At 64.4% G+C, this 22,963-nt stretch carries 22 protein-coding genes and 1 other RNA gene; 11 read left to right on the top strand and 12 right to left on the bottom strand.

The window, feature by feature from the left end:
- Positions 1–114 precede the first annotated feature (114 nt).
- The 3 genes from rlmH to FGD77_RS20160 all read right to left on the bottom strand — a co-directional run bounded on the left by rlmH (position 115) and on the right by FGD77_RS20160 (position 2,541).
- Positions 115–585 (bottom strand): 23S rRNA (pseudouridine(1915)-N(3))-methyltransferase RlmH, encoded by a 471-nt coding sequence (gene rlmH, locus FGD77_RS20170; protein ID WP_255013208.1) that lies wholly within the window; start codon positions 583–585, stop codon positions 115–117.
- Between the two features lie 28 nt (positions 586–613).
- Complete coding sequence (rsfS, locus tag FGD77_RS20165; RefSeq protein WP_255014365.1) at positions 614–1,084, bottom strand: ribosome silencing factor; 471 nt, start codon at positions 1,082–1,084, stop codon at positions 614–616.
- A gap of 101 nt (positions 1,085–1,185) precedes the next feature.
- Entirely contained in the window at positions 1,186–2,541 is a 1,356-nt protein-coding gene (locus FGD77_RS20160; RefSeq protein ID WP_255013206.1) for a mechanosensitive ion channel family protein, read from the bottom strand.
- Between the two features lie 102 nt (positions 2,542–2,643).
- Here FGD77_RS20160 and FGD77_RS20155 point away from each other — a divergent pair, with 102 nt between their 5' ends.
- The 4 genes from FGD77_RS20155 to FGD77_RS20140 all read left to right on the top strand — a co-directional run bounded on the left by FGD77_RS20155 (position 2,644) and on the right by FGD77_RS20140 (position 7,902).
- Positions 2,644–3,570 (top strand): histone deacetylase family protein, encoded by a 927-nt coding sequence (locus FGD77_RS20155; protein ID WP_255013204.1) that lies wholly within the window; start codon positions 2,644–2,646, stop codon positions 3,568–3,570.
- A 193-nt stretch (positions 3,571–3,763) separates the two neighbouring features.
- On the top strand, positions 3,764–4,939 hold the full coding sequence (locus FGD77_RS20150) for an MFS transporter (RefSeq protein WP_255013202.1): 1,176 nt from the start codon (positions 3,764–3,766) through the stop codon (positions 4,937–4,939).
- A gap of 74 nt (positions 4,940–5,013) precedes the next feature.
- Positions 5,014–6,036: an aspartate-semialdehyde dehydrogenase gene (locus FGD77_RS20145; protein WP_255013200.1), complete on the top strand. Its 1,023-nt coding sequence runs from the start codon at positions 5,014–5,016 to the stop codon at positions 6,034–6,036.
- 243 nt (positions 6,037–6,279) lie between these two features.
- Positions 6,280–7,902: a DUF4139 domain-containing protein gene (locus FGD77_RS20140; RefSeq protein ID WP_255013198.1), complete on the top strand. Its 1,623-nt coding sequence runs from the start codon at positions 6,280–6,282 to the stop codon at positions 7,900–7,902.
- A 103-nt stretch (positions 7,903–8,005) separates the two neighbouring features.
- On the opposite strand, the gene recR is transcribed toward FGD77_RS20140, so the two are convergent.
- The 4 genes from recR to FGD77_RS20120 all read right to left on the bottom strand — a co-directional run bounded on the left by recR (position 8,006) and on the right by FGD77_RS20120 (position 11,326).
- Positions 8,006–8,599, bottom strand: a complete 594-nt coding sequence (gene recR / locus FGD77_RS20135; protein WP_255013196.1) for a recombination mediator RecR — start codon at positions 8,597–8,599, stop codon at positions 8,006–8,008.
- 77 nt (positions 8,600–8,676) lie between these two features.
- Positions 8,677–9,021 (bottom strand): YbaB/EbfC family nucleoid-associated protein, encoded by a 345-nt coding sequence (locus FGD77_RS20130; RefSeq protein ID WP_255013194.1) that lies wholly within the window; start codon positions 9,019–9,021, stop codon positions 8,677–8,679.
- 88 nt (positions 9,022–9,109) lie between these two features.
- Positions 9,110–10,885: a DNA polymerase III subunit gamma/tau gene (locus FGD77_RS20125; protein WP_255013192.1), complete on the bottom strand. Its 1,776-nt coding sequence runs from the start codon at positions 10,883–10,885 to the stop codon at positions 9,110–9,112.
- 78 nt (positions 10,886–10,963) lie between these two features.
- Positions 10,964–11,326 carry a DUF202 domain-containing protein gene (locus FGD77_RS20120; RefSeq protein WP_255013190.1) on the bottom strand — a complete coding sequence of 121 codons (363 nt, stop codon included), beginning with the start codon at positions 11,324–11,326 and terminating at the stop codon, positions 10,964–10,966.
- Positions 11,327–11,435: 109 nt separating this feature from the next.
- Between FGD77_RS20120 and FGD77_RS20115 the strand changes: the two genes are divergently transcribed.
- Together FGD77_RS20115 and FGD77_RS20110 are read left to right on the top strand one after the other, a co-directional pair.
- The gene (locus FGD77_RS20115) at positions 11,436–12,278 is read left to right on the top strand and encodes a neutral zinc metallopeptidase (protein ID WP_255013188.1); all 843 of its coding nucleotides are present in this window, start codon (positions 11,436–11,438) and stop codon (positions 12,276–12,278) included.
- 8 nt (positions 12,279–12,286) lie between these two features.
- Positions 12,287–12,805, top strand: a complete 519-nt coding sequence (locus FGD77_RS20110) for a protein-tyrosine phosphatase family protein (RefSeq protein WP_255013186.1) — start codon at positions 12,287–12,289, stop codon at positions 12,803–12,805.
- On the opposite strand, the gene ffs is transcribed toward FGD77_RS20110, so the two are convergent.
- Positions 12,800–12,898: signal recognition particle sRNA small type (gene ffs, locus FGD77_RS20105), an RNA gene on the bottom strand. The two genes, FGD77_RS20110 and ffs, sit on opposite strands and share 6 nt — an antisense overlap.
- Before the next feature lie 133 nt (positions 12,899–13,031).
- Here ffs and FGD77_RS20100 point away from each other — a divergent pair.
- Positions 13,032–14,240, top strand: coding sequence for a bifunctional 2-polyprenyl-6-hydroxyphenol methylase/3-demethylubiquinol 3-O-methyltransferase UbiG (locus tag FGD77_RS20100; protein ID WP_255013183.1), 1,209 nt, complete (start codon positions 13,032–13,034; stop codon positions 14,238–14,240).
- Between the two features lie 62 nt (positions 14,241–14,302).
- On the opposite strand, the gene FGD77_RS20095 is transcribed toward FGD77_RS20100, so the two are convergent.
- Together FGD77_RS20095 and FGD77_RS20090 are read right to left on the bottom strand one after the other, a co-directional pair.
- Complete coding sequence (locus FGD77_RS20095) at positions 14,303–14,839, bottom strand: adenine phosphoribosyltransferase (RefSeq protein ID WP_255013181.1); 537 nt, start codon at positions 14,837–14,839, stop codon at positions 14,303–14,305.
- Between the two features lie 149 nt (positions 14,840–14,988).
- Positions 14,989–15,876: an S-methyl-5'-thioadenosine phosphorylase gene (locus FGD77_RS20090; RefSeq protein WP_255013179.1), complete on the bottom strand. Its 888-nt coding sequence runs from the start codon at positions 15,874–15,876 to the stop codon at positions 14,989–14,991.
- A 280-nt stretch (positions 15,877–16,156) separates the two neighbouring features.
- Here FGD77_RS20090 and FGD77_RS20085 point away from each other — a divergent pair, with 280 nt between their 5' ends.
- The 4 genes from FGD77_RS20085 to FGD77_RS20070 all read left to right on the top strand — a co-directional run bounded on the left by FGD77_RS20085 (position 16,157) and on the right by FGD77_RS20070 (position 19,354).
- Positions 16,157–17,728: a SulP family inorganic anion transporter gene (locus tag FGD77_RS20085; RefSeq protein ID WP_255014363.1), complete on the top strand. Its 1,572-nt coding sequence runs from the start codon at positions 16,157–16,159 to the stop codon at positions 17,726–17,728.
- Between the two features lie 77 nt (positions 17,729–17,805).
- Positions 17,806–17,976 carry a hypothetical protein gene (locus FGD77_RS20080; protein WP_255013177.1) on the top strand — a complete coding sequence of 57 codons (171 nt, stop codon included), beginning with the start codon at positions 17,806–17,808 and terminating at the stop codon, positions 17,974–17,976.
- A 60-nt stretch (positions 17,977–18,036) separates the two neighbouring features.
- Positions 18,037–18,552, top strand: a complete 516-nt coding sequence (locus FGD77_RS20075; RefSeq protein WP_255014360.1) for a GNAT family N-acetyltransferase — start codon at positions 18,037–18,039, stop codon at positions 18,550–18,552.
- A gap of 34 nt (positions 18,553–18,586) precedes the next feature.
- Entirely contained in the window at positions 18,587–19,354 is a 768-nt protein-coding gene (locus tag FGD77_RS20070) for an EcsC family protein (RefSeq protein ID WP_255014358.1), read from the top strand.
- Positions 19,355–19,370: 16 nt separating this feature from the next.
- On the opposite strand, the gene ptsP is transcribed toward FGD77_RS20070, so the two are convergent.
- Positions 19,371–21,614, bottom strand: coding sequence for a phosphoenolpyruvate--protein phosphotransferase (ptsP, locus tag FGD77_RS20065; protein WP_255013175.1), 2,244 nt, complete (start codon positions 21,612–21,614; stop codon positions 19,371–19,373).
- 66 nt (positions 21,615–21,680) lie between these two features.
- A complete protein-coding gene (locus FGD77_RS20060; protein ID WP_255013173.1) occupies positions 21,681–22,919 on the bottom strand; it encodes an aspartate kinase in 1,239 nt (412 codons plus the stop codon).
- Positions 22,920–22,963 lie beyond the last annotated feature (44 nt).

Raw genomic sequence — 22,963 nt, 5'->3', positions numbered from 1 at the left:
GTGGGTTAAAACAACGATAGCGGTAACGGTTTGATGAATCTCGGGCCGCAGCGCGCGGGGTGGGGGCGCCATTGAGTATTTTTGGAACGATGAAAGGATGAAGGCGCCAGATTGTCAGCTGCGGTGGTAGGGGCCGCCGGCCAAAATGGTCGTGGCGCGGTAGATCTGTTCGGCCAGCATGACGCGCGCCAGCATGTGGGGCCAGACCATCTTGCCCAGAGACAGGCTGAATTCGGCGGTCTCGCGCAAGTGAGGGGCGATACCGTCGGCGCCGCCGATGACGAAGGCCAGATCTGTGCGGCCGGTATCGCGCCATTCGGCGATCATTTTCGCAAAATCCGGAGAGGTCAGAGTGCGCCCCCTTTCGTCCAGCGCGACGCGCACCGCGCCCTGAGGCAAGGCACGCTCCAGCAGGGCGGCCTCGGCGGTGGGGCCGCCGCCCTTCTTGTCTTCGACCTCTTGCAATGTGATCGGCCCGACGCCCAGCGCCCGGCCCGTGCGGTCTGCGCGCAGGATGTAATCATCGAAAATATCGCGCTCAGGCCCGGCACGCATGCGTGCGACCGCGCAGATGTGCAGCCTCATTCAGGTCAGCCCCTCTCCACCACGCCCGTCAGGCTGATGCGGCGCTGCCGGGGGTGCCTGCGGGCTGCCACATCTTTTCCAGCTGGTAGAACTCGCGCACTTCGGGGCGGAAGACATGGACGATCACGTCGCCCGTGTCGATCAGCACCCAATCGCCCGTTTCCTTGCCCTCGACACGAGAGCTTCGGCCAAGGTCATGCTTGAGCTTGTCGACCAGTTTTTCGGCGATGGAAACAACCTGCCGCGACGAGCGCCCAGAGCATACGACCATATAGTCGCCTATCGAGGATTTGCCGCGCAGGTCGATCTGCACGATATCCTCGGCCTTGTCGTCATCCAGGGATTTCAGAATATGCGCAAGCTGCTCTTTGCTGGATGCGCTGTCGTTCAGGGCCATATGGGGCACCTTCGTATCGGCGGCGATGGCCGCTGCTGCGGAAATGGACAGCTCGTTGCCCTCCTGAGTAATGCACCTGCATGTAGCCCCGGTGCCGGGCATTCCTGAAAGTAGCAAGCCGGGGCGCCTCTTTCAATGAGACACCTGAGAATTGTTTGCAATTCGCGGAACCGTGCCTGATTTGCCGATAGCTGCACGCCCCTTCAGGGTTCTGCGGGATTAAAACGGGTGGGTCTGGAGATGTCTTCGGGATCGTTCAGCATGCGGACCTCGCGCTGAGGGAAGGGGATCGAGATACCATTGTCGTGAAACGCATCCCATAGCGCCAGATAGACATTGCCGCGAATGTTGGTCAGCCCCTGTGTCGGGTCACGGATCCAGAAGCGCAGGATATAGTCCACGCTGCTGTCGCCAAAGCCGACGATATGGCATACCGGCTCTTTCATGGCCAGCACACGCGGCACGGCAGATGCGGCTTCGATCGCGATCTTGCGCACCTTGTGCGGGTCGTCCCCGTAGGCGGTGCCGAAATGGATATCAAGGCGCACGAATTCGTTGGAGTGGGACCAGTTGACGACCTGGCTGGTAATCAGATCCTCGTTCGGGATCAGGTATTCCTTGCCGTCGCGGGTGACGACACTGACATAGCGCGCACCCAGCGCATTGATCCAGCCGAATGTCTCTCCCAGGCTGATGACGTCGCCCGGCTTGATCGATTTGTCCAGCAGGATGATGACGCCCGACACCAGATTCGACACCACCTTTTGCAGGCCAAAGCCAATGCCGACACCGATCGCGCCCGACAGGAAGGCAAGGCCGGTCAGGTCCACCCCGACCGTGCGCAGCCCGATGAAAAATGCGGCACCGTACAGCGTGACCTGAAGCAGCTTGACCGCCAGCACCTGCATCGATGGTGAGATCTGTTCGTTTTGCCTGATCCGGCCGGATGTCGTCGTCGACACCAGCCGGGCGGCGAACAAAAGAGCGCCGAGGATGACCATGGCCTGCGCGACCAGCCAGACTGACAGGCGCGTGTCGCCCAGATGCACGGCCAGGCTGTCCATCAGGCTCTGCGCTTCGTCGGTCAGCCCCAGGATGATCAGCGTTGCCCAGGTCCATCCGGCATAGCGCACGACGCCGCGCACGAACCCGTTGACGATCAGCCGCGTGACGAAGGCGATGACCAGCCACGCCGTCCCCAGACTGACCGCGATGCCGATCAGGTAGGACCGGCTGGGCCATGTCACCTCCTGCATGATCCCGTACGTGATCCACCCAAGCGCGACGAAAAAGATCAGGCGCAGCCGTCGATGCACCATGACCAGCAGGCGAATCCGCCATTTTGGCCAGCCTTCGCGCGTGCGCATCCACTCGTGCAGGCGCGGGCCCAGAACCGCCCTCAGCAGATGTGCAACCAGGATCAGGCCGAGGATTATCAGCACCTGATAGGTGTTCCATGTGCGCAGCAGCGCAAGCATGAACCCTTGTCCCTGCGCCCACAGGCTCAGCGCAATGTCCTGCGCCTGTTCTGTCGCGGAGGTGGATGGATCTATCGCCATGTGAGGCAGATTACACGGCTACGACAGCACGGCAAGCCTGCACTGGACAGGCGCCGCGATTCGCGGTTGCATCGGACGTGCGCACATATAAAGGCCAGAATGATGACCACCGCCCTTCTCAGCCATGCCGATTGCCTCGATCATGAGGTTCCGCGGGATCATCCCGAACGGCCGGGCCGTCTGCGTGCGGTCCTGCGCGCCCTGGAGGCGCGCGATCTGCTGCACGAGGACGCACCGCTGGCCAGCGATGCGCAATTGCTGCGCGTGCATCCGCAGGCATATCTGGATGCCCTTGCACGCGCCGTTCCCGAACAGGGGTTTTTCGCCATCGACGGCGACACATGGCTGTCCCCGGGCACATTGCGCGCCGCAAGGCGCGGCGTTGGCGGCGCCATCCGGGCGGTGGACATGGTCATGGACGGCAGTGCGCGAAACGCCTTTGTCGCTACGCGCCCGCCCGGGCATCACGCCGAGCGTGGCACGGCGATGGGGTTTTGCTATTTTGGCACGGTTGCGGCAGCGGCCTGCCACGCGCTGGAACATCACGGGTTGAGCCGGGTGGCAATCGTCGATTTCGATGTGCACCATGGAAATGGCACGCAAGATCTGGTGCGGGACGATCCGCGCATCGCGTTTCTGTCGACGCACCAGATGCCGCTTTTCCCCGGCACGGGCGATCCATCCGACAGGGGCGCATCCGGCAACCTGCTGAATGTCGCGCTGCGCGACGGCGATGGCAGCGCCGCCTTTCGCGCGGCGATGGAGCGGCACATCCTGCCTGCGCTGGACGCCTTTGCGCCCGACCTGCTCCTGATCTCGGCAGGGTTCGACGCGCACCGCGATGACCCGCTGGCCAGCCTTGATCTGGTCGAGGCGGATTTTGCCTGGATCACCGAAAAGCTCTGCGATCTGGCGGGTATTCACGCGCAGGGGCGCGTCGTGTCCAGCCTCGAAGGAGGGTATAACCTGCGCGCACTGGCCAATAGCGTGGCGGCACATGTCGACGCGCTCATCGCGCGCACGGGTTGACGGCACAGACATATCAGGCAGACAGATCGGACGGGCGCGCCGCGCCCCTTTCAATGTTCTGAAAATACTCAAATTCCGCCCTATGCCCCACACATACCGGACCTAAGGTCATTCCGCAGCCTGCACCGCCATCTTGCCAGCGCCACGCGATCATGCAACGCAAGCGCCCTATGACGTCGCAAAGGAGAGTCTCATGCGCGCCGGGCTGATCCTTTTGTGCCTCGCCTATGTCCTTAGCCAATTCTATCGTGCCTTCCTTGCCGTTCTTGGCGGAGTTCTGGCGCGCGATATCGGCACGGGGCCGGAGGATCTGGCCTTCGCATCGGGGCTGTGGTTTCTCGCCTTTGCCGGTGCGCAGTTGCCTGTCGGCTGGGCGCTGGATCACATCGGGCCACGCCGCACGGCATCGTCGCTGCTGCTGATTGGCGGGGCCGGCGGCGCGTTGGTGTTTGCGTTTGCGCAAGGCCCGGCATTAGTCAATCTGGCGATGGTGATGATCGGGGCAGGCTGCGCCCCGGTGCTGGTGTCGGCCTACTACATTCTGGCGCGGCAAGGCAATTCGGCGCAGTTCGCCACCATGGCGGCGTTGCTTCTGGCCATCGGATCACTCGGCAATCTGGGCGCATCCTGGCCGATGGCCTGGACGGTCGAGGCATTCGGCTGGCGTGCGGCCATGATCTGCCTCGCGGCGATCACGGCGCTGGCGGCGGCCGTTCTGCTCGCCTTTGTGCGAGATCCCGAGGCGGCGCCGGGCGGGCAGCGCGGCTCGGTGCTGGACCTGTTGAAAATGCGTGCACTCTGGCCAATTTTCCCTATGATTTTTGTCTGTTACGCACCAGTGGCGGCAATTCGGGGTCTCTGGATAGGCCCATATCTGAGCGACATTTTCGGCCTTGGCACCGGGCAGCTGGGACAGGCGTCACTGGTGATGGGCGTGGCGATGATCTGCGGGACTCTGGTCTATGGCCCGCTCGACCGGGTATTCGGCACCCATAAATGGGTCATTTTCAGTGGCAACATGGCCTGCGCCGCCGCCAGCCTGATGCTGGCGGTGCTGGTGGGGCACAGCGTTGGACTTGGTATTGCCCTGTGCGCGGCCATCGGGCTGTTCGGCTCGACCTTTCCGGTGATGATCGCCCATGCGCGCGGCTTTTTCCCGGCGCATCTGGCGGGCCGGGGGGTGACGTTGATGAACCTTTTCGGCATCGGCGGCGTCGGCCTGATGCAACTCGGCTCGGGCGTATTGCATGTGCGGGTGGCAGCCACATCGGGCGATGTGGCTGCATACGGCGCGCTTTTCGCGTTCTTTGGCGTGGCTGCCCTGGCCGGATCGCTGGTCTATCTGTTCAGCCGCGACGCGCCGGTCTGACGGCCCCTTTCCCCCGCGCGCTCAAACGGCTAAGACGCGCGCAGTCAAACCGTATTTTATCAGGAGTAGAGTGAATGGGCTACAGAGTCGCCGTCGTCGGTGCCACGGGCAACGTGGGACGCGAAATGCTGAACATTCTGGCCGAGCGTCAGTTCCCTGCAGACGAGGTGGTCGCACTGGCCAGCCGCAAGTCGCTGGGCAGCGAAGTCAGCTATGGCGACAAGACGCTCAAGACCAAGGATCTGGATACCTTCGATTTCGCGGGCTGGGATATCGCGCTATTCGCCATCGGGTCCGATGCCACCAAGATCTACGCGCCCAAGGCGGCCAAGGCCGGGTGCATCGTGATCGATAACAGCTCGCTCTACCGCTACGACGCGGACGTGCCGCTGGTCGTTCCCGAAGTGAACCCCGAAGCGGTCGAGATGGTTCACAAGAAGAACATCATCGCCAACCCCAACTGCTCGACCGCGCAGATGGTCGTGGCGCTGAAGCCTTTGCATGACCGCGCCGGCATCAAGCGCGTCGTCGTCAGTACCTACCAGTCCGTCTCCGGCGCGGGCAAGGAAGGCATTGACGAGCTGTGGGATCAGACCAAGTCGATCTACAACCCCACCGATGACAAGCCGGCCAAGAAATTCACCAAGCAGATCGCCTTCAACGTGATCCCGCATATCGACGTCTTCATGGACAGCGGCGACACGAAAGAAGAGTGGAAGATGGTCGCAGAGACCAAGAAGATCATGGACCCGTCGATCAAGGTCACGGCCACCTGCGTGCGCGTGCCGGTCTTTGTCGGCCATTCCGAGGCGATCAACATCGAGTTCGAGGAGTTCCTGGACGAGGACGAGGCCCGCGATATCCTGCGCGAGGCGCCGGGCATCATGGTGATCGACAAGCGGCAGGACGGCGGCTACGTCACGCCCATCGAATGCGTCGGTGATTTCGCCACCTTCATCAGCCGCATCCGTCAGGACAGCACGATCGAGAACGGCCTGAACCTGTGGTGTGTGTCGGACAACCTGCGCAAGGGCGCGGCTCTGAACGCCGTACAGATTGCCGAAACGCTGGGCCAGCGCGTGCTGAAAAAGGGCTGATTGCGCCCGATCACGTCGCTTTCTTCCGGCGCAGTGCGCTGCGCCGGATTCAATCTTTGCCCTGTGGGGTCTCCTTGGTCCTGTGCCACCGGCCCTGCCAAGTTCATATTGCCACCGTCAATCGTCCCATGCATTACGCCGCAAATATGTAAATTAACCGTGACTTCGCGCATCCCGTCGCCAATCTCCTTGCAATTCTGCCCGCCGCGCCAAAAGCTGCCGGTCAAATAGCTGGAGACCAATATGCGCCCCGTAACTTTGCTTTTCGCCCTCGCTTTGCCCACCGCCCTTTGGGCCGATGATATCCCGCTGACCAGCCGGGTTTCGGATGTCACGCTGTATCCGCAGGGCGCCACCGTGCACCGGTCGGTTCCGTTCAGCGCGCCCGCAGGACAGCATGACCTGATCCTTCTTGACCTGCCGCAGAACACGGACCTGCAAACCGTCCGCGTTACCGTCACCGGCGCGCAGATGGGCGGCGTCACCACGCGCCGCGATTTTGTCCCGCCACGCGGTGACCGCCAATCCGCAGCCATCGAGGCCGCCGAGGCCGAGGTCGAGCGCCGCGAGGATGCCCTGCGCGACGCGCAGGCTGACATCGCCCGGATGCAACTGGCGGTCGATGCGGCTGACGCGCAGGTCGCCTTCCTGTCTCAATTGGGGCAGGGCGACGGGGTCGCGGCCCAGGATGTTGCCACCCTGCGCGACCTGGCCCAGATGATCGGGACGCAAACCTTGGCGGCGCGGCAATCGGCCCATGATGCACGCCGCGAAGCCGAACAGGCCGAGCGTGGCCTGAAAGACCTCATCGAAGCATTGGAGCAGGCGCGCCGCGCCCTTGCGGCCCTCGTCCCCGAGCGCGAGGATCGCGCGATGCTGGCCGTTTCGGTCACGGCCGATGCCCAGATCGAGGGCACGCTGGACGTTACCTACCAGACACATGATGCCGGCTGGGCGCCAGTCTATGACATGACCCTGACGCGCGAGACAGGCGCGCTCGCCGTCGCCCGGGGCGCCTATGTGCGGCAGAATACGGGCGAGAACTGGACAGATGTCGCGCTGACACTCTCCACCGTGCGCCCCAGCGGCCAGACCGCGCCCAGCATGATATACCCGCTGCTGCGCCGCATCGGCGAGCCGGTCCAGCTGATGCGCAAGGAAGCGGCAGGCGCCGCGTTCGACAGGTCCGCAGACAGCCTGATGATAGCCGAGTCTGCCCCATCTGTGGTCATGGCCGAGGCGGATTTTGACGGTCTGGCCGTGACCTACAACTACGCGCCGCCGGTGTCGGTCGCATCAGGCGCCGATGCGCTGCGCATCGCGCTGGGTACGCTGGATACGCAGGCCGAGATCGAGGCGCGCGCCGTGCCGCTGTACGACGAGACGGCGTATCTGATGGCGACGCTGACCAACGACACGGGCGAGCTGATCCTGCCGGGACAGACGAATCTTTATCTGGGCGATACCTTTGTCGGGCAGGTCCAGGGTGATCTGATCGCCGCGGGCGCCGAGGCAGAGCTGTCCTTTGGCCCCATCGACGGGCTACGCCTGACCCGCACGGTACTGGACCGCGAAGAGGGCGACCGCGGGCTGATCCGCAAATCCAGCGACCTGACCGAGACCGCGAAGATTGAGATCGAAAACCTCACCGACGAGGCCTGGTCGCTGCGCGTGCTGGACCGCGTCCCCTATTCCGAGCAGGAAGATCTGCAAATCGATTGGCAGTCTGATCCGCGCCCGACCGAGGAAAACCTCGAGGGTCAGCGGGGTATTCTGGCGTGGGATTTCGATCTGGCGCCGGGCGCAAGCCGCACTATCACGCTGGAGCATGACATGCAGTGGCCCGAAGGCAAGATTCTGGACTAAGCGGTTCAGCCCGCAGGCGGATCAATGCGCCGCCTGTGGCTTTTCTTGGTGAAAATACCCAAATCCCGACACCCGCGACAGGCGCCCAGCGCAGATGTGGCGCCTAAAGCGCCCGCCGCGCGCTGAGCGCTGCGCTGATCGTGCCATCGTCCAGATAGTCCAGTTCGCCGCCGATGGGGACGCCTTGGGCAAGTGTGGTCAGGCGTACGCGGCCCTCGATCTGGTCGGCGATGTAATGCGCCGTGGTCTGCCCGTCGATCGTGGCCCCGAGGGCGAGGATGACCTCGGTGATGCTCTCGTCATCAATCCTGCGGATCATGGCTGGAATGCGCAATTGCTCGGGGCCGACCTGATCCAGCGCACTCAATGTGCCGCCCAGAACGTGGTAGCGGCCCTGAAAAGCGCCGCCCCGTTCCATCGCCCAGAGGTCGGCAACGTCCTCGACCACGCAGAGCAGGCCGTTTGCGCGTTTGGGCGCGCGGCAGATGTCGCAGACCTCTGCCGCGCCGATATTGCCGCAGACCGAACATTCGCGCGCTGTGGCTGCGACAGACTGCATCATGTCTGCCAGCGGCATCAGTTTGAGTTCGCGCTTGGCGATCAGATGCAGAACCGCGCGCCGGGCCGAGCGGGGACCGAGGCCGGGTAGTTTGGCCATCATCTGGATCAGCGTTTCGATGTTGCGGTTTGAGCTCAAGCGAAGTGTCCTGATTGCAACGCCGGGATTGCCTTCGGCGAGAGTATTTGTCGGAACATTGAAAGTGGCGGGCGCGCCTAGAAGGGCAGCTTCATGTCCTTTGGCAGGCCCATGCCCTCGGACAGTTTGCCCATCTCTTCCTGGGCGCGGTCGCTGGCCTTGCCTTGGGCATCCTTGATCGCGGCGAGGATCAGATCTTCGACGACTTCCTTGTCGTCGCCGGAGAAGATCGACGGATCGATGTCGAGGCTTTTCAGTTCGCCCTTACAGGTGGCGACGGCCTTGACCAGACCTGCGCCTGATTCTCCGGTGACGGTCAGGCTGTGCATTTCCTCTTGCAGGGTTGCCATCTTGGTCTGCATTTCCTGTGCGGCCTTCATCATCTTGGCCATGTCGCCCATCTGGCCCAGTCCCTTGAACATCTTAATTCTCCAATCGGTAAACGGTTGGTCTCTAGATACGTGCGGCGGGGCGGCGGAACAAGGGCCAGACGCGGCATGAGGGCGGCGGTCAATCCTCTTCGAAGGGATCCCATTCATCCTCGACTTCGGGCAGGGCGTCTGCTGCCGCCTCATTTGCGATTTGCCGGGCGGTGCGGATTTCCAGGATTTCAGCGCCGGGAAATGCGTCCATCACCGCCTGCACCAGCGGATGTTGGCATGCCTCATCCTTGAGCGCCAGATCTTCGGCGTCGCGCACGCCTGCGATGGTCTGCGCGCCGCCCTCGTTGACCAGTGTCACGGCCCAGCGGTTGCCGGTCCAGCGCTGGAGCGCGGCGCCGAGGCGTTGGGCCAGATCGCGGGGGGCATTATCCGTGGGGACGAATTCGATCCGGCCGGGCTGATAGGCGGCCAGTTGGACGCAGGTTTCAACCTCAACCAGTAGCTTGACGTCGCGGTTGGCGCGGATTGTCTCGACCACGTGGTGAAAGGTTGGATAATGCGCCAGCGCGGCCTCGGTTTCGGAGGCGATGGCGAGGGTCTGGCCTGCGCCATCGCCGGAGGCGCGCGGTTGCGAGCCTTGAGGAGCGGCGGGGGGGGCGTAGGCGTTTGAAGGAGTGGATGTAGCGCCGCCGGAGGGCGATGGCGCGGCGCTACCTGTGGGCGGCGTGCTGGGCACCGGCGTGTTTTGCAGTTTGCGCAGCAGATCCTCGGGGCTGGGCAGGTCGGCAACATGGGTCAGGCGGATCACGGCCATTTCGGCGGCCATCATGGAGTTGGGCGCGCCTGCCACTTCTTCCAACGCCTTCAGCAGCATCTGCCACATGCGGGTGAGCACACGCATCGGCAGTGCCTCGGCCATTTGCAGACCGCGGGCGCGTTCGTCCGGGCCGATGGTGGGATCGTCTGCGGCTTCGGGCGTGATTTTCACCACCGAGGTCCAATGGGTGATTTCGGCCAGATCGCGCAGCACCGCCAGCGGGTCGGCCCCGTCGGAGTATTGCGCCCCCAGCTCGGTCAGCGCGCCTGCCGCGTCGCCCCTCAATATGAGATCGAACAGGTCCAGCACCCGGCCCCGGTCGGCCAGCCCCAGCATCGCGCGCACCTGATCGGCGCCCGTTTCACCGGCGCCGTGGCTGATGGCCTGATCCAATAGGGACGTGGCATCGCGGGCCGACCCTTCGGAGGCGCGCACGATCAGGGCCAGCGCGTCATCCGTGATCTGCGCGCCCTCGGCATCCGCGAGGCGGCGGGTGAGTTTCAGCATGACCTCCGGTTCGATCCGGCGCAGGTCAAACCGCTGGCAGCGGCTGAGCACCGTCACCGGCACCTTGCGGATTTCTGTGGTGGCGAAGATGAATTTGACGTGGGCGGGCGGCTCTTCCAGCGTTTTCAGCAGCGCGTTGAAGGCCGACGTGCTGAGCATGTGCACCTCGTCGATGATGTAGATCTTGTAGCGGGCCGAGGCAGCACGATAGGCGACCGAATCGATGATCTCGCGGATGTCGCCCACGCCGGTACGACTGGCGGCGTCCATTTCCAGCACGTCGACATGGCGCCCTTCCATGATGGCGGTGCAATGCTCGCAGACGCCGCACGGCTCGGTGGTGGGGCCGCCCTCGCCATCCCGTCCGATGCAGTTCATGCCCTTGGCAATGATGCGCGCGGTCGTGGTTTTGCCGGTGCCGCGGATGCCGGTCATGATGAAGGCCTGCGCGATGCGGTCGGCCTTGAACGCGTTTTTCAGCGTGCGCACCATCGCATCCTGCCCGACCAGATCGGCGAAGGTTTCGGGCCGGTATTTGCGGGCCAGAACGCGATAGCCGGAAGGGGACGTGTCGGTCATGTGGGGCGCCTGCGTGAATCGGAAGTTTCAGGGTGTCAAACTAGGCGCGCGGAGCGCCCGCGTCCACCGCTCAGCCGGTCACAGCATCCACAATATCGCGCCGGTGCCGATTGTCGCGAGCGACAGCATCGCGGCGAGGCGGTGAAAATTCTTCGATCCGGTCGCTTCGGCATCGCGGCAGGTCAGGCGCGCGTGGGTTTTGTGCGCCTGTCTTGCGGCGGTCCAGTAGATCGCGATTGCGGCGGCCAGAAAAAGGCTGGCCACCGCTTTGGCGGCCCATGTGGGCGTGAAATCGCCGAACACGGCCTTCAGCGCGATGGCAACGCCGACAGCGCCCAGCCCGAGGCCCATCCACGAATTGAACGTGCGCTCGTTGGCCATGATCGTGCGATCCTCGGCCCAGTCGGTGCGCTGTTCGGCCTTGTCTGTGTTGTCGCTCATCGGGGCAGGCTACGCGATGCGGGCTGCATTGGCGAGGCGGGTTTTACTGGAGAACTGCGCGCAGGGCGTTATAAAATGCCGCAACGCTGTCAGGATCGGAGACCACGCCATGAGACTGAAGGGATTGCGCCCCAGCCGCAACATCGAGGATCGCCGCCGCTCGGGCGGCGCAGGGCGGGGTGTGGGGATCGGCGGTGCCGGTCTGCTGGTGGTGCTGGCTATCGGGTATTTCACCGGGATCGACGTAACCCCGCTGCTGGAGGGGGGGCAGGGTGGATCGGTGCAGACCGCGCCGCGCGATCTGAGCCCCGAGGAGCAGCGCGCGGCCGATTTCAGCGCTCGCGTTCTGGGCAGTACCGAACAGGTCTGGAGCGCTATTTTGCCAGCGCAAGCCGACATCGCCTATACCCCGCCGGTGCTGGTGCTGTTTTCCGGCGTGACACGCAGCCCTTGTGGCGGGGCGTCGGGGGCCACCGGGCCATTTTATTGCCCGGCTGATCGCAAGGCGTATCTGGATACCGAATTTTTTGCTACGCTGGGGCGGGATCTGGGCGCGCGCGGCGATTTTGCCGCCGCCTATGTGATCGCGCATGAGGTCGCCCATCATATCCAGAACGAACTGGGCATTCTGGGCGCGGTAAGCGAGGCACGGCAGGGCAGCACCGAGGCACGGGCAAATGCGCTGACGGTACGGCTGGAGTTGCAGGCAGACTGCCTCAGCGGGGTCTGGGCCAGCGCCGTGGACGATCTGCTGGAACCCGGTGACATCGACGAGGCGCTGAATGCCGCGCGCCGTATCGGGGACGATCATCTGCAACGGCAGGCCGGTCGCGTGCCGCAGCCGCATACCTTTACCCATGGCACGTCCGAGCAGCGGTCCCGCTGGTTCGCCCGGGGCTATGATCGCGGGCAGATGGGCGACTGTGATACGTTCGCCGCGGATCGGTTGTAGGGCGGGGTATGACAGGGTTCGTCATCCATGCGCTGCCGGTACTCCGCGGCATTCTGGCCATCGCGCCGATGCCGGGTTCGGGGGGCGAGTATGCCGCCGATCTGGAGCATCTCAAGGATTGGCAGCCCGCGATGGTGGTGACGATGACCACGTCTGCGGAAATGGTCGCCGCCGGGGCGGGCAATCTGGGGCAGGACGTCGCATTTTTGGGTAGTCGTTGGGCGCATGTGGCGACACCCGACTACGGCGTGCCCGATGCAGACGCCATGCACAACTGGGACCGTGCCGAGCCGATAGCCCTGTCGGCGCTGCGCGGCGGCGGTCGGGTGCTGATCCATTGCAAGGGCGGCTGCGGGCGCTCGGGGATGGCGGCGCTGCGCCTGATGATCGCGGCGGGCGACGCGCCCGACGCGGCGTTGGCACGGCTGCGGGCGCTGCGCCCCGGCGCTGTCGAGACGTCCGCGCAGATGCGCTGGGCCCGCAGGGGCGGGGCCGAAGCTACAGATGCCGGTGGGGGGATAAGGTGAGAGGCTGGACAACGACCCAAGCGGGGCTCGTTACGGCTGCTTCCTTCCGGATCTGACCGGGTTGGCGAGGCGCCTGCCCGCGCCAACCTCTCGATTTCCCATTTATAGGGGCCGCTTGTGTATTGCAAGGGGTGGGCCAGCCGGTTTTCGGCGGGTTTGCTTAATTGCGAGCGCGCTGTAAGACGGGAGTGCCGCGCAGGGTGGCGCGGCCCACGCGAGCGTGCAGATGAGCCAGGTCAAGATCCAGTACGAGGCATATCCCTACCCCCACCGCGACCCGGCGGACGAGGCACGTCGGCTTGTCACCGGATCGCCATCGCATCCCTTGGAAATCGACCATTTCCTGTTTGGCGGGCGCCGTGATTGGGCGCAGCCGCTGCGCGTGCTGGTCGCAGGCGGTGGCACCGGTGACGGGCTGATCCAGCTGGCGCAGATGATGGCGCAGCTGGGGCGTCCGGCGGATATCACCTATGTCGACCTCAGCGCCGCGTCCCGCCGCATCGCCGAGGCGCGGGCGCAGGCACGTGGGCTGAAGGGCATCCGTTTCATCACCGGCTCGCTGCTGGATGCGCCCGATTGGGGGCCGTTCGATTATATCGATTGCTGCGGCGTGCTGCACCATCTGCCGGATCCGGCAGCGGGGTTTTCCGCCCTGCACGCCGCGCTGGCCCCCGAGGCAGCGGAGCGCGGCGGTGGTCTTGGCTTCATGGTTTACGCGCCCTATGGCCGGGCCGGTGTCTACCCGTTGCAGGCGGCCTTTGGCGCGCTGTTTCAGGGCCTTGCGCCCGAGGCGCGGCTAAAGGCGGCCAAGGCGCTGGTGGCGGATCTGCCCGCCGGGCATCCCTTTGTCGGTAATCCCAATCTGGGCGATCACAAGGACAGCGATGCCGGGTTTTACGACCTCTTGCTGCATTCGCAGGACCGGGCGTTTGACGTGTCTGACCTGTTGGAGGTGTTGGACGTGTCGGGTTGGGCGCTGAGCGGGTTTACCATGCCCGCGCTTTACGATCTGTCCCGCATCGCCCCGGTGCCGGAGCATCTGGACGCGGCGCAGCAAATGGCCGTGGCCGAACAGCTGCGCGGCACGATCAAGACGCATGTCGCCTATGCCGTCCCGAAGGGCGCGTCGCGCGGGCTGGCGGACGGGCGCAGCCAGGCGCTTGTGCCGCATCTGAAGGGGGTGCAGGCCGCACCGCTGGCACAGGCCATTGCGCGCGGCCAAAAGCCCAAGCTCAATTCCGGCGGCATCGACGCTGTGCTGAGCCTGCCCAAGGATGCTGCGCCCCTCATTGCCGCCATAGACGGGCGGCGCAATCTGACCGGGATCGCACAGACCGCGCGGATGGACCCGATCCGCATGGGCACGCTCTGGCCCAAGGTTCACCGCGAGTTGGGCGACTGGGGTTTGCTGCTCTATGCAGCGGCGCTGGGCTAGAGCGTTTCGCGAAAAGCTGTGATTCGAGTTTCTCCCGAAACGCTTTAGGGCGGTGCGTGGCGTCAATCGCCCTCGAAGGCGCAGAGCGCCTGCACGGTCAGTCCCATGTTCTCTAGCTTGGCCCGGCCGCCCAGATCCGGCAGATCAATGACAAAGGCGCAGGCCGCGATCTGCGCGCCCAGCCGTTCAACCAGCAGCGCGCCGGCGGCTGCGGTGCCGCCCGTTGCCAGCAGATCGTCCACGATCAGCACGCGCTCACCCGGCTGGATCGCGTCGCCGTGCAGTTCGAAAATTGCCTCGCCATATTCCAGACTGTAGCTTTGCGAGATGACAGTGCCCGGCAGTTTGCCTGCCTTTCGCACCGGGACGAACCCTGCGCCCAGACGATGTGCGACGGCCCCGCCAAGGATAAACCCGCGTGCCTCCAGCCCGACGACCTTGTCGATCCGGGCGTCTGTATATGGCTGCGCCAACTGCTCAATTGCCATGGCCAGACCCTCTGGATCCGCCAGCAGTGTCGTCACGTCGCGGAACAGAATCCCGGGCTTTGGGAAATCGGGAATTGTGCGGATGAGATCGCGGATCGTTGTCTGTGGCATCAGGGCGTCCTTGGGTTCAACGGTTGGGTTCTTTTTTGGGCGCGCCGCATCCGCCGTGCAAGCGGATCAATCTGCATTACCCCGCATAAATGCGCTCATCGCCGCCAGAGGTCGAGGGGCATCGGGGTTATCCTTTCGCGGTTCCGCGGTCAGTCTGCAGGCCTATTCAGCACCCGCCCGGCGACCGCGTCAAGGCGGGCCATCATCGCGGGATCGCGTGCGTCGGGCGTCGTCAGGATCGCGTATTCCAGCGCATGATCGCACCCCTCCGGGCAGGGCGCGCGACCCTGCGCCAACAGGTCCGGCAGGGCGCGCACCATCGCCTTGCCGCGCTGGGCATTGCCCAGAAGGGTGGCGATGATCGCGGTCACGTCGACCTCGCCATGTTCGGGGTGCCAGCTGTCGTAATCGGTGATCATGGCGACCGAGGCGTAGCACAGCTCGGCCTCGCGGGCGAGCTTGGCTTCGGGCATGCCGGTCATGCCGATCACGTCGCAACCCCACACCTCTCGGTAGAGGCGGCTCTCGGCCAGGGTGGAAAATTGCGGGCCTTCCATCGCCAGGTACGTTCCGCCCCGGTGGACGCGTGCCCCTGCCGCCTCGGCAGCGGTGGCGCAGGCGGCGCCAACGCGCGGGCAGGTCGGATGGGCGACGGACACATGCGCCACGCAGCCGGGGCCAAAGAAGGATTTTTCGCGCCCGATGGTGCGGTCGATATACTGGTCGACGATCACGAAATCGCCCGGCGCCATCTCCTCGCGGAACGATCCGCAGGCGCCGACGCTGACGAGGTCCGTGACCCCCAGCCGCTTGAGCGCGTCGATATTGGCGCGGTAGGGCACCGACGACGGGCTGTGGACGTGCCCGCGCCCGTGCCGGGGCAGGAAGGCCATCGGCATGCCGTTCAATGTGCCGGTCAGGATGCTGTCCGACGGGGTGCCGAACGGGCTGGCCACCTCGCGCCACTCTGCGCCCTCCAGCCCGTCGATGTCGTAAACCCCCGAGCCGCCGATCACGCCGATCATGGTTTGTGCCATGCGCTGTCCCTTTCTGTTTGCGCCCAAGGTTTAGGCGCCCCCGACAGGGATGAAAAGCGCCGCAGCGTCGGCGCGGGCGGTGAAAATACGCCAGTTTCTCAGGCGGCGCCCATGGTTTAAGGGTTTGGCAAGCGAATTCGTACCGATTCGGGTGTGGTCAAGGGACCGGGGGGCGGGTAAACGGGCCACTTATCTGGACCCGGATGATAACAGGACACACGCTTTGAAAACCTCGCTGGCCGCCTTTGCCAAGACCATTACGAAGCCCGATTTGCGCGTCATGCAGGACGAGCCGTTCAGCATCGGACGTGTCCGGATCGAGCTGCTGTCGGGCCTGACCGTCGCGCTTGCACTGGTGCCCGAGGCGGTGGCCTTCTCCTTTGTCGCCGGGGTGCACCCGCTGGTCGGGCTGTATGCTGCGTTTATCGTCGGGCTGGTCACAGCGATCATTGGTGGGCGTCCGGGGATGATTTCGGGTGCGACGGGGGCGCTGGCGGTGGTCATGGTCGCGCTGGTGGCGCAGCACGGTGTCGAATATCTGTTTGCCACGGTGGTCCTGATGGGGCTGCTGCAAATGACGGCTGGCGCACTGAAATGGGGCAAATTCATCCGCCTCGTACCGCACCCGGTCATGCTGGGCTTTGTCAACGGGCTGGCGATCGTGATTTTCCTTGCGCAGCTGGGCCAGTTCAAGGTGCCGGGCACGATGGTGGATACCGGCCACGGCATGGGCGGCGGAGAATGGCTGAGCGGGCAGCCGTTGATGGTCATGCTGGGCCTTGTGGCACTGACCATGGCGATCATCTGGGTCATGCCGCGCATCACCCGTATCATCCCCGCGCCGCTGGCCGGGATCGGCGTGGTTGCGGCGCTGGTTATTGCCTTTGGCCTGAATGTACCGCGTGTCGGTGATCTGGCCTCGATCCAGGGTGGGCTGCCGTCGTTCCACATCCCGATGGTGCCGTTCAATCTGGAAACCTTCGAGATCATCCTGCCCTATGCCATCATTCTGGCCGCCATCGGCCTGATCGAAAGCCTTCTGACACTGAACCTGGTGGGCGAAATGGTCGGCCGCCGTGGCGGCGCCAGCCAAGAGTGCATTGCGCAGGGTATCGCCAATACAGTGACTGGATTTTTCGGTGGCATGGGCGGTTGCGCGATGATCGGCCAGTCGATGATCAACGTCAAATCGGGTGGGCGCACGCGCATTGCCGGAATCGCCGCCGCGCTGTTCCTGCTGGTCTTCATCCTTTTCGCCGCGCCGCTGATCGAGCAGATCCCGCTTGCTGCGCTTGTCGGGGTGATGTTCATGGTGGTGATCGGCACGTTCGCCTGGAATTCACTGACGATCCTGCGCAAGGTGCCGCTGACCGATGCGATGGTGATCGTGCTGGTGACGGCGGTAACGGTGAAATACGACCTCGCCATCGCGGTGGTCGTTGGTGTCATCGTTTCGGCGCTGGCCTATTCGTGGAACAACGCCAAGCGGATTCATGCAACGACCAAGCTGGATGAGAGCGGCGCCCGCGTCTACAGCATCGAAGGCCCGCTGTTCTTCGGCTCGGCGGAGGGGTTCGCAGAATTGTTTGATATCGAGGGTGATCCCGATACCGTGGTCGTCGATTTCGATCAGAGCCGCGTGGTCGACCAATCGGCCCTTCAGGCGATCGAGACGCTGGCGGGCAAGTATCAGGCGGCGGGCAAGACGCTGCAACTGCGCCACCTGAGCCGTGACTGCCACCGCTTGCTGACCAAGGCGGGGAATCTGATGATCGACAGCGACGATGACCCTGAATACATGGTCGCGGTGGATTACGGCGTGCGCACCGGAATGCTGGGCGCGGGGCATTAGGCCCCGCACCGGCGTATCTGGCGGGCACCCGGATCGCGCTGGTAGTCGCGCCCCGCCGATTGCACTGGGCAAGGCGCGTGGCCTCTGACCCGCTGGCGATCCGCCCGTCGCGTGATCAGGCGGACAAACGGGCGCTGAACGGGGCAGGCGTTGAAACTCCCTTTTCCTACCGCATACTGACCTTTTTATTGCCCGTCCCGGTGAAAATGGTCGACCCTGCCGGGGACACTGGCGCGCAAACCAAGTAAGCCCGCGCGCCGCGTTTCAATTGTGCGGCTGGGCGCGCCGTGCTACGCGCAGCGCCGGCGATGCTGGCAAAACTGGCGAAAGGCGATGCGGTGCTCGAACTCAGGCCCGAAATTGACAGCGACTGGTGGGAGGTCGAGGCGCTTCTCGATCTGTGCTTTGCGCCGGGGCGCGAGGCGCTGTCGTCCTACCGCTTGCGCGACGGCGTGCCACCAGTGCCGGGCCTCAGCTCTGTTGCGCGGGACGAGAACGGCATCCTGGCCGGGGCGATCCGCTATTGGCCGGTTCAGGTGGGCGGCGCGCCCGTCCTGCTGCTGGGGCCGATTGCCGTTCACCCGACCCATCAGGGCGAAGGGCTGGGCGGCTACATGATGCGCGGCTCGCTGGCTGCTGCACGCGTGGCAGGCTGGGATCGGGTGATGCTGGTGGGCGACGCGCCTTACTATGGGCGCTTCGGGTTTCGGCGGCTCGCAGAGGTCGAGATGCCGCCACCGACGAACCCGGACCGCGTGCTGGGGCTGGACCTGATTCCGGGCGGTTGGGGCGGTATTGTCGGAAAAGTGACACGGGCGGCTTGAAACCCGTGGAGGATACGCTGATCTATATTCAATGATGGATCTTCTTGACCCCCCGATAGATGAGGCGGCCGTCGCCGCGCGGCTGGATGCACTGGTGCGGCGCCATGCGCGCGCGGGCAATTTGGGCATTCAGGTGCTGAACATCGTCGGCGGACGGGCCGAGGCGCTGCTGGAGCGGTTGCCCGAAGGCGTGCGTGACCGGCTGGAGGGCGGAACGGAGCAGGCGCTGTCAATGGCGATGGGCGCGGCGCAGCGCTCGCGCGGTGTTGTCGGCAGCCAACCCGGCTGGCTGAACCGCGCCGTGACCACGGCGATGGGGGCGGCCGGTGGTTTTGGCGGACTGCCCTCGGCACTGGCTGAATTACCCATCACGACGACCATATTGCTGCGCGCGATTCAGGACGTGGCAGGCGAATACGGCTTTGACGCCACCGAAGAGGGTGTACGTTTCGATTGCGTGCAGGTCTTCGCCGCTGCCGGGCCGCTGGACCATGACGACGGGGCGGATCTGGCATTCCTGACGACCCGCGTCGCGGTGACGGGCAAGGCGATGCAGGCGTTGATCGCCAAGGTGGCGCCGCGGCTGAGTGTGGTTCTGGGCCAGAAACTGGCCGCGCAGACGGTGCCGATACTGGGTGCGGCGGCAGGGGCGGCGACGAACTATGCCTTCACCAGCTATTACCAGCAGATGGCGCATGTGCATTTCGGGCTGCGCCGCCTGGCGATCGAGGCGGATCTGAGCCATGCCGAGGTGCTGGAGGCATTCCGCCAAAGGGTTGCGGCGCCGGTCAAGCGGGGCTGAGCAGACCGCGCCGGAGCTACAGTTTCTCGCGCAGATATTCCATGACGGCGGGGCGGACCGATTGGTCGCCCCGGCGCCCGGCCTCGTCGATGACGTCGCGCAATTCGTCCAGATTGGTGCGGCGCAAGATCGATTTGACCGGCCCGATCGAGGCGGGGCGCATCGACAGGATGCGGATGCCGATCGCCGCAAGGCAAGCGGCCTCGACGGGTCTGCCCGCATCCTCGCCGCAGAAACTGAGCGGCGTGTCTGTGGCCATGCACCGCTCTACGATGCATTGCAAAAAGGTCAGGAAACTGACGTTCAGCGTGTCATAGCGGCGGCGCACGCGCTCGTTCTCGCGGTCGGCGGCAAAGAAGAATTGTTTCAGGTCGTTCCCGCCGATGGAAATAAAATCGATATTGCGGAAGAACTGGTCTGGCGCATAGGCCAAGCTGGGTGTTTCCAGCATCGCGCCCAGCTTCATCGTGGCAGGCATGGGATGGCCAAGGATGCGCTCTCGCTCCAGCGCCTTGTCCAGCTCGGCGCGCCCGGCGTCGAACTCTTCGCGCTGGGCGACGAAGGGGAACATCACCGACAGGGGCCGCCCCTTGGCACCGCGAATGAGCGCCTGAAGCTGCATCCGCATGACCCCCGGCTTGTCCAGGCCCACGCGGATCGCGCGCCACCCCATCGCCGGGTTCGGCTCGTCCGTGGGCTTCATGTAGGGCAGCACCTTGTCCGAGCCGATGTCGAGCGTGCGGAACACCACTTCGCGGCCCTTGGCGGCATCCATGACGCGGCTGTAAAGTTCGCTCAACTCGGCCCGTTTGGGCATTTTCGACCGGACAAGGAATTGCAATTCGGTCCGGAACAGGCCGACGCTATCGGCGCCAGATCCCTCAAGGCTGGGCAGATCGGCCATGAGGCCTGCGTTCATTTTCAGCGACAGGGTGCGCCCGCACAGCGTGGTCGCAGGTTTGCCGCGGATAGAGGCGTAGCGTTCCTGCGCCTTGGCCTGCATCGCCATCTTGTCGCGAAAGGCGGCAATGACCGTGTCGTTGGGGCGCAGATGGGCGAGGCCCTGATCGCCGTCGACCAGAATGGGATCGCCATTCATCGCCTCGGTCGTGATGTTCTTGGCGTGGATCACCAGCGGGATTGCCAGCGCCCGGGCGACAATGGTGGCGTGGCTGCCGACGGCGCCTTCCTCCAGCACGATTCCCTTGAGGCTGCGGCCATAATCCAGCAGTTCGGCAGGGCCGATATTGCGCGCGATGAGGATCGGATCAGGCGGCATTTCGGCGGCTGTCCCGGTGCCCTGTCCGGTCAGGATGCGCAGCATGCGGTTGCTGAGATCGTCCAGATCGTGCAGGCGGTCGCGCAGGTAGGCGTCGGCCACCTGTCCCAGCCGGGCGCGGGCAGTCGATTGTTCCTTTTCCACCGCTGCCTCGGCCGACAGGCCGCGATTGATGTCCTCTTCCATGCGCCGCATCCAGCCTTTGGAATTGGCGAACATGCGGTAAGCCTCCAGCACCTCCAGCTGTTCCTTGTCACCGAAGCGGGCGCTGGTCAGCATGCGGTCGACGCCGACGCGCAGTTCTTCTACGGCCTCGTTCAGGCGCTCAAGCTCGCGTACGGGATCCTCGCCGATGAGGTTGGTGACGATGACGCGGGGTTCGTGCAGCCAGACATGGCCGCGCGCCGCGCCCTCCTGCGCCGTGGTGCCGCGAAACTGGACCGCGTGCTGGTGGCGCGCCTTCATCGCCGCGCCGTCACCGATGAAGGCGCCCAGTTCGGTCATTTCGGCGAGCACCATCGCCACGACCTCGACCGCGTAGACTTCCTCCTCGGAGAAGCTGCGCGTGTCTTTCGACTGCACCACCAGCACCCCGAGTTTTTCGCCAAGGCGCTGGATGGGAACGCCCATGAAGGACGAATAGCCCTCTTCGCCGGTTTCGGGCATGAAGCGGAAGCCGGGCGTGTTGGGGGCGTCGTCGGTATTGATGACCTGGCCGGTACGCGCTACGCGCCCTACCAGACCTTCGCCCAGACGCATCCGGGTTTCATGCACGGCAGCGGGGTTCAGGCCCTCAGTCGCGCACAGTTCCAGCATGTCCTCATCGCGGAACAGGTAGATCGAGCAGACTTCGATCCGCATTTCCTCGGCGATGAGGTGGGTGATCTGATCCAGACGCGCCTGACCAGCGGCATCCTCGGCCATGACGGCACGAAGGCGGCCCAGCATGTGGCGGCTGTCGGTCTGGAAATCATGGCTCATCAGCGGGGTGCTCTCGCGCCTTTCTGTCGTTCGAAGGTGCGCACGGCGAGGTCAGGCCGGCACGCCTTATCCGACCTTGTCCAGGTCGAAGGTATCATGCAGCGCCTGAACGGCGAGTTCCATGTATTTTCGATCAATCAGCACGGAAATCTTTATCTCGGAGGTTGCAATCACCTTGATGTTGATTCCCTCATTGCTGAGCGTGCGGAACATTTGCGCCGCCACACCCGACTGGCTGCGCATGCCGATGCCGACGGCCGAGATCTTGGCGACATCGGTGTCGGCCACCAGATGGCTGTAGTTGATATTGCCTGTCTCGACAGCACTTTTCAGGGCCCTTTCGGCACGCGCCACCTGTTCGGTGGGGCACGAAAAGGTCATGTCGGTGCGCCCTTCTTCAGAGATGTTCTGAATGATCATGTCGACATTCACCCCCGCCTCGGACAGCGGGCCAAAGATGGCGGCGGCGATGCCGGGGCGGTCGGCGACCGACATAAGGGTCATCTTGGCCTCGTCGCGGGAATAGGCGATGCCGGTCACAACTTTGGATTCCATGATTTCCTCCTCGGCGCAGACAAGGGTGCCGGCGCCATCTGATTGTTCCTCGAAGCTGCTGAGAACGCGCAGCTTTACATTGTAGCGCATCGCCAGCTCGACCGAGCGGGTTTGCAGAACCTTGGCGCCAAGGCTGGCCAGCTCCAGCATCTCCTCATAGGCGATGCGGTCCAGCTTGCGCGCCTTCGGCGAAATGCGCGGATCGGTGGTGTAGACCCCGTCGACATCGGTATAAATATCGCAGCGCTCGGCGCCCATGGCGGCGGCAAAGGCGACGGCGGTGGTGTCACTGCCGCCGCGGCCCAGCGTCGTGATACGGCCCTCGGGGCTGATACCCTGAAACCCGGCCACAACGGCGACGCGCATGCCCTCGGCAAATTTCGCCATGATATTGGCGGGCGGAATATCCACGATACGGGCGGCGGAATGGGCCGAGGAGGTTTTCACCGGCACCTGCCAGCCCTGCCAGCTACGCGCCGGAATCTCCATTTCCTGCAACGTCAACGCCATCAGGCCGGCCGTCACGTTTTCGCCCGACGACACGACGGCATCATATTCGCGCGCATCATACAGCGGCGATGTCTCGCCGACCCACCCGACAAGTTCATTGGTCTTGCCGGACATGGCCGACACGATGACGATGACGTCATAGCCATTGGCCACTTCGACGCCGACACGTTTGGCAACGCGGCGGATACGGTCAAGGTTGGCGACGGACGTGCCGCCGAATTTCATCACGAGAACGGGCATGGATACGTCCCTTGAGGCAAGTTCGCAGGCGGTTTACGCGCGGC

This window comes from Roseovarius sp. M141, from assembly GCF_024355225.1.
Lineage (GTDB): Bacteria > Pseudomonadota > Alphaproteobacteria > Rhodobacterales > Rhodobacteraceae > Roseovarius.
The sequence above is the reverse complement of the archived record's forward strand: the minus strand, read 5'-3'. Positions and strand labels throughout refer to the sequence as shown.

Excerpts from the sequence above, each read along its gene's own strand:
- rlmH (WP_255013208.1), bottom strand. The coding sequence starts at position 585 with ATGAGGCTGCACATCTGCGCGGTCGCACGCATGCGTGCCGGGCCTGAG.
- rsfS (WP_255014365.1), bottom strand. The coding sequence starts at position 1,084 with ATGCCCGGCACCGGGGCTACATGCAGGTGCATTACTCAGGAGGGCAAC.
- FGD77_RS20160 (WP_255013206.1), bottom strand. The coding sequence starts at position 2,541 with ATGGCGATAGATCCATCCACCTCCGCGACAGAACAGGCGCAGGACATT.
- FGD77_RS20155 (WP_255013204.1), top strand. The coding sequence starts at position 2,644 with ATGACCACCGCCCTTCTCAGCCATGCCGATTGCCTCGATCATGAGGTT.
- FGD77_RS20150 (WP_255013202.1), top strand. The coding sequence starts at position 3,764 with ATGCGCGCCGGGCTGATCCTTTTGTGCCTCGCCTATGTCCTTAGCCAA.
- FGD77_RS20145 (WP_255013200.1), top strand. The coding sequence starts at position 5,014 with ATGGGCTACAGAGTCGCCGTCGTCGGTGCCACGGGCAACGTGGGACGC.
- FGD77_RS20140 (WP_255013198.1), top strand. The coding sequence starts at position 6,280 with ATGCGCCCCGTAACTTTGCTTTTCGCCCTCGCTTTGCCCACCGCCCTT.
- FGD77_RS20130 (WP_255013194.1), bottom strand. The coding sequence starts at position 9,021 with ATGTTCAAGGGACTGGGCCAGATGGGCGACATGGCCAAGATGATGAAG.
- FGD77_RS20125 (WP_255013192.1), bottom strand. The coding sequence starts at position 10,885 with ATGACCGACACGTCCCCTTCCGGCTATCGCGTTCTGGCCCGCAAATAC.
- FGD77_RS20120 (WP_255013190.1), bottom strand. The coding sequence starts at position 11,326 with ATGAGCGACAACACAGACAAGGCCGAACAGCGCACCGACTGGGCCGAG.
- FGD77_RS20115 (WP_255013188.1), top strand. The coding sequence starts at position 11,436 with ATGAGACTGAAGGGATTGCGCCCCAGCCGCAACATCGAGGATCGCCGC.
- FGD77_RS20110 (WP_255013186.1), top strand. The coding sequence starts at position 12,287 with ATGACAGGGTTCGTCATCCATGCGCTGCCGGTACTCCGCGGCATTCTG.
- FGD77_RS20100 (WP_255013183.1), top strand. The coding sequence starts at position 13,032 with ATGAGCCAGGTCAAGATCCAGTACGAGGCATATCCCTACCCCCACCGC.
- FGD77_RS20095 (WP_255013181.1), bottom strand. The coding sequence starts at position 14,839 with ATGCCACAGACAACGATCCGCGATCTCATCCGCACAATTCCCGATTTC.
- FGD77_RS20090 (WP_255013179.1), bottom strand. The coding sequence starts at position 15,876 with ATGGCACAAACCATGATCGGCGTGATCGGCGGCTCGGGGGTTTACGAC.
- FGD77_RS20085 (WP_255014363.1), top strand. The coding sequence starts at position 16,157 with ATGCAGGACGAGCCGTTCAGCATCGGACGTGTCCGGATCGAGCTGCTG.
- FGD77_RS20075 (WP_255014360.1), top strand. The coding sequence starts at position 18,037 with ATGCTGGCAAAACTGGCGAAAGGCGATGCGGTGCTCGAACTCAGGCCC.
- FGD77_RS20070 (WP_255014358.1), top strand. The coding sequence starts at position 18,587 with ATGGATCTTCTTGACCCCCCGATAGATGAGGCGGCCGTCGCCGCGCGG.
- ptsP (WP_255013175.1), bottom strand. The coding sequence starts at position 21,614 with ATGAGCCATGATTTCCAGACCGACAGCCGCCACATGCTGGGCCGCCTT.
- FGD77_RS20060 (WP_255013173.1), bottom strand. The coding sequence starts at position 22,919 with ATGCCCGTTCTCGTGATGAAATTCGGCGGCACGTCCGTCGCCAACCTT.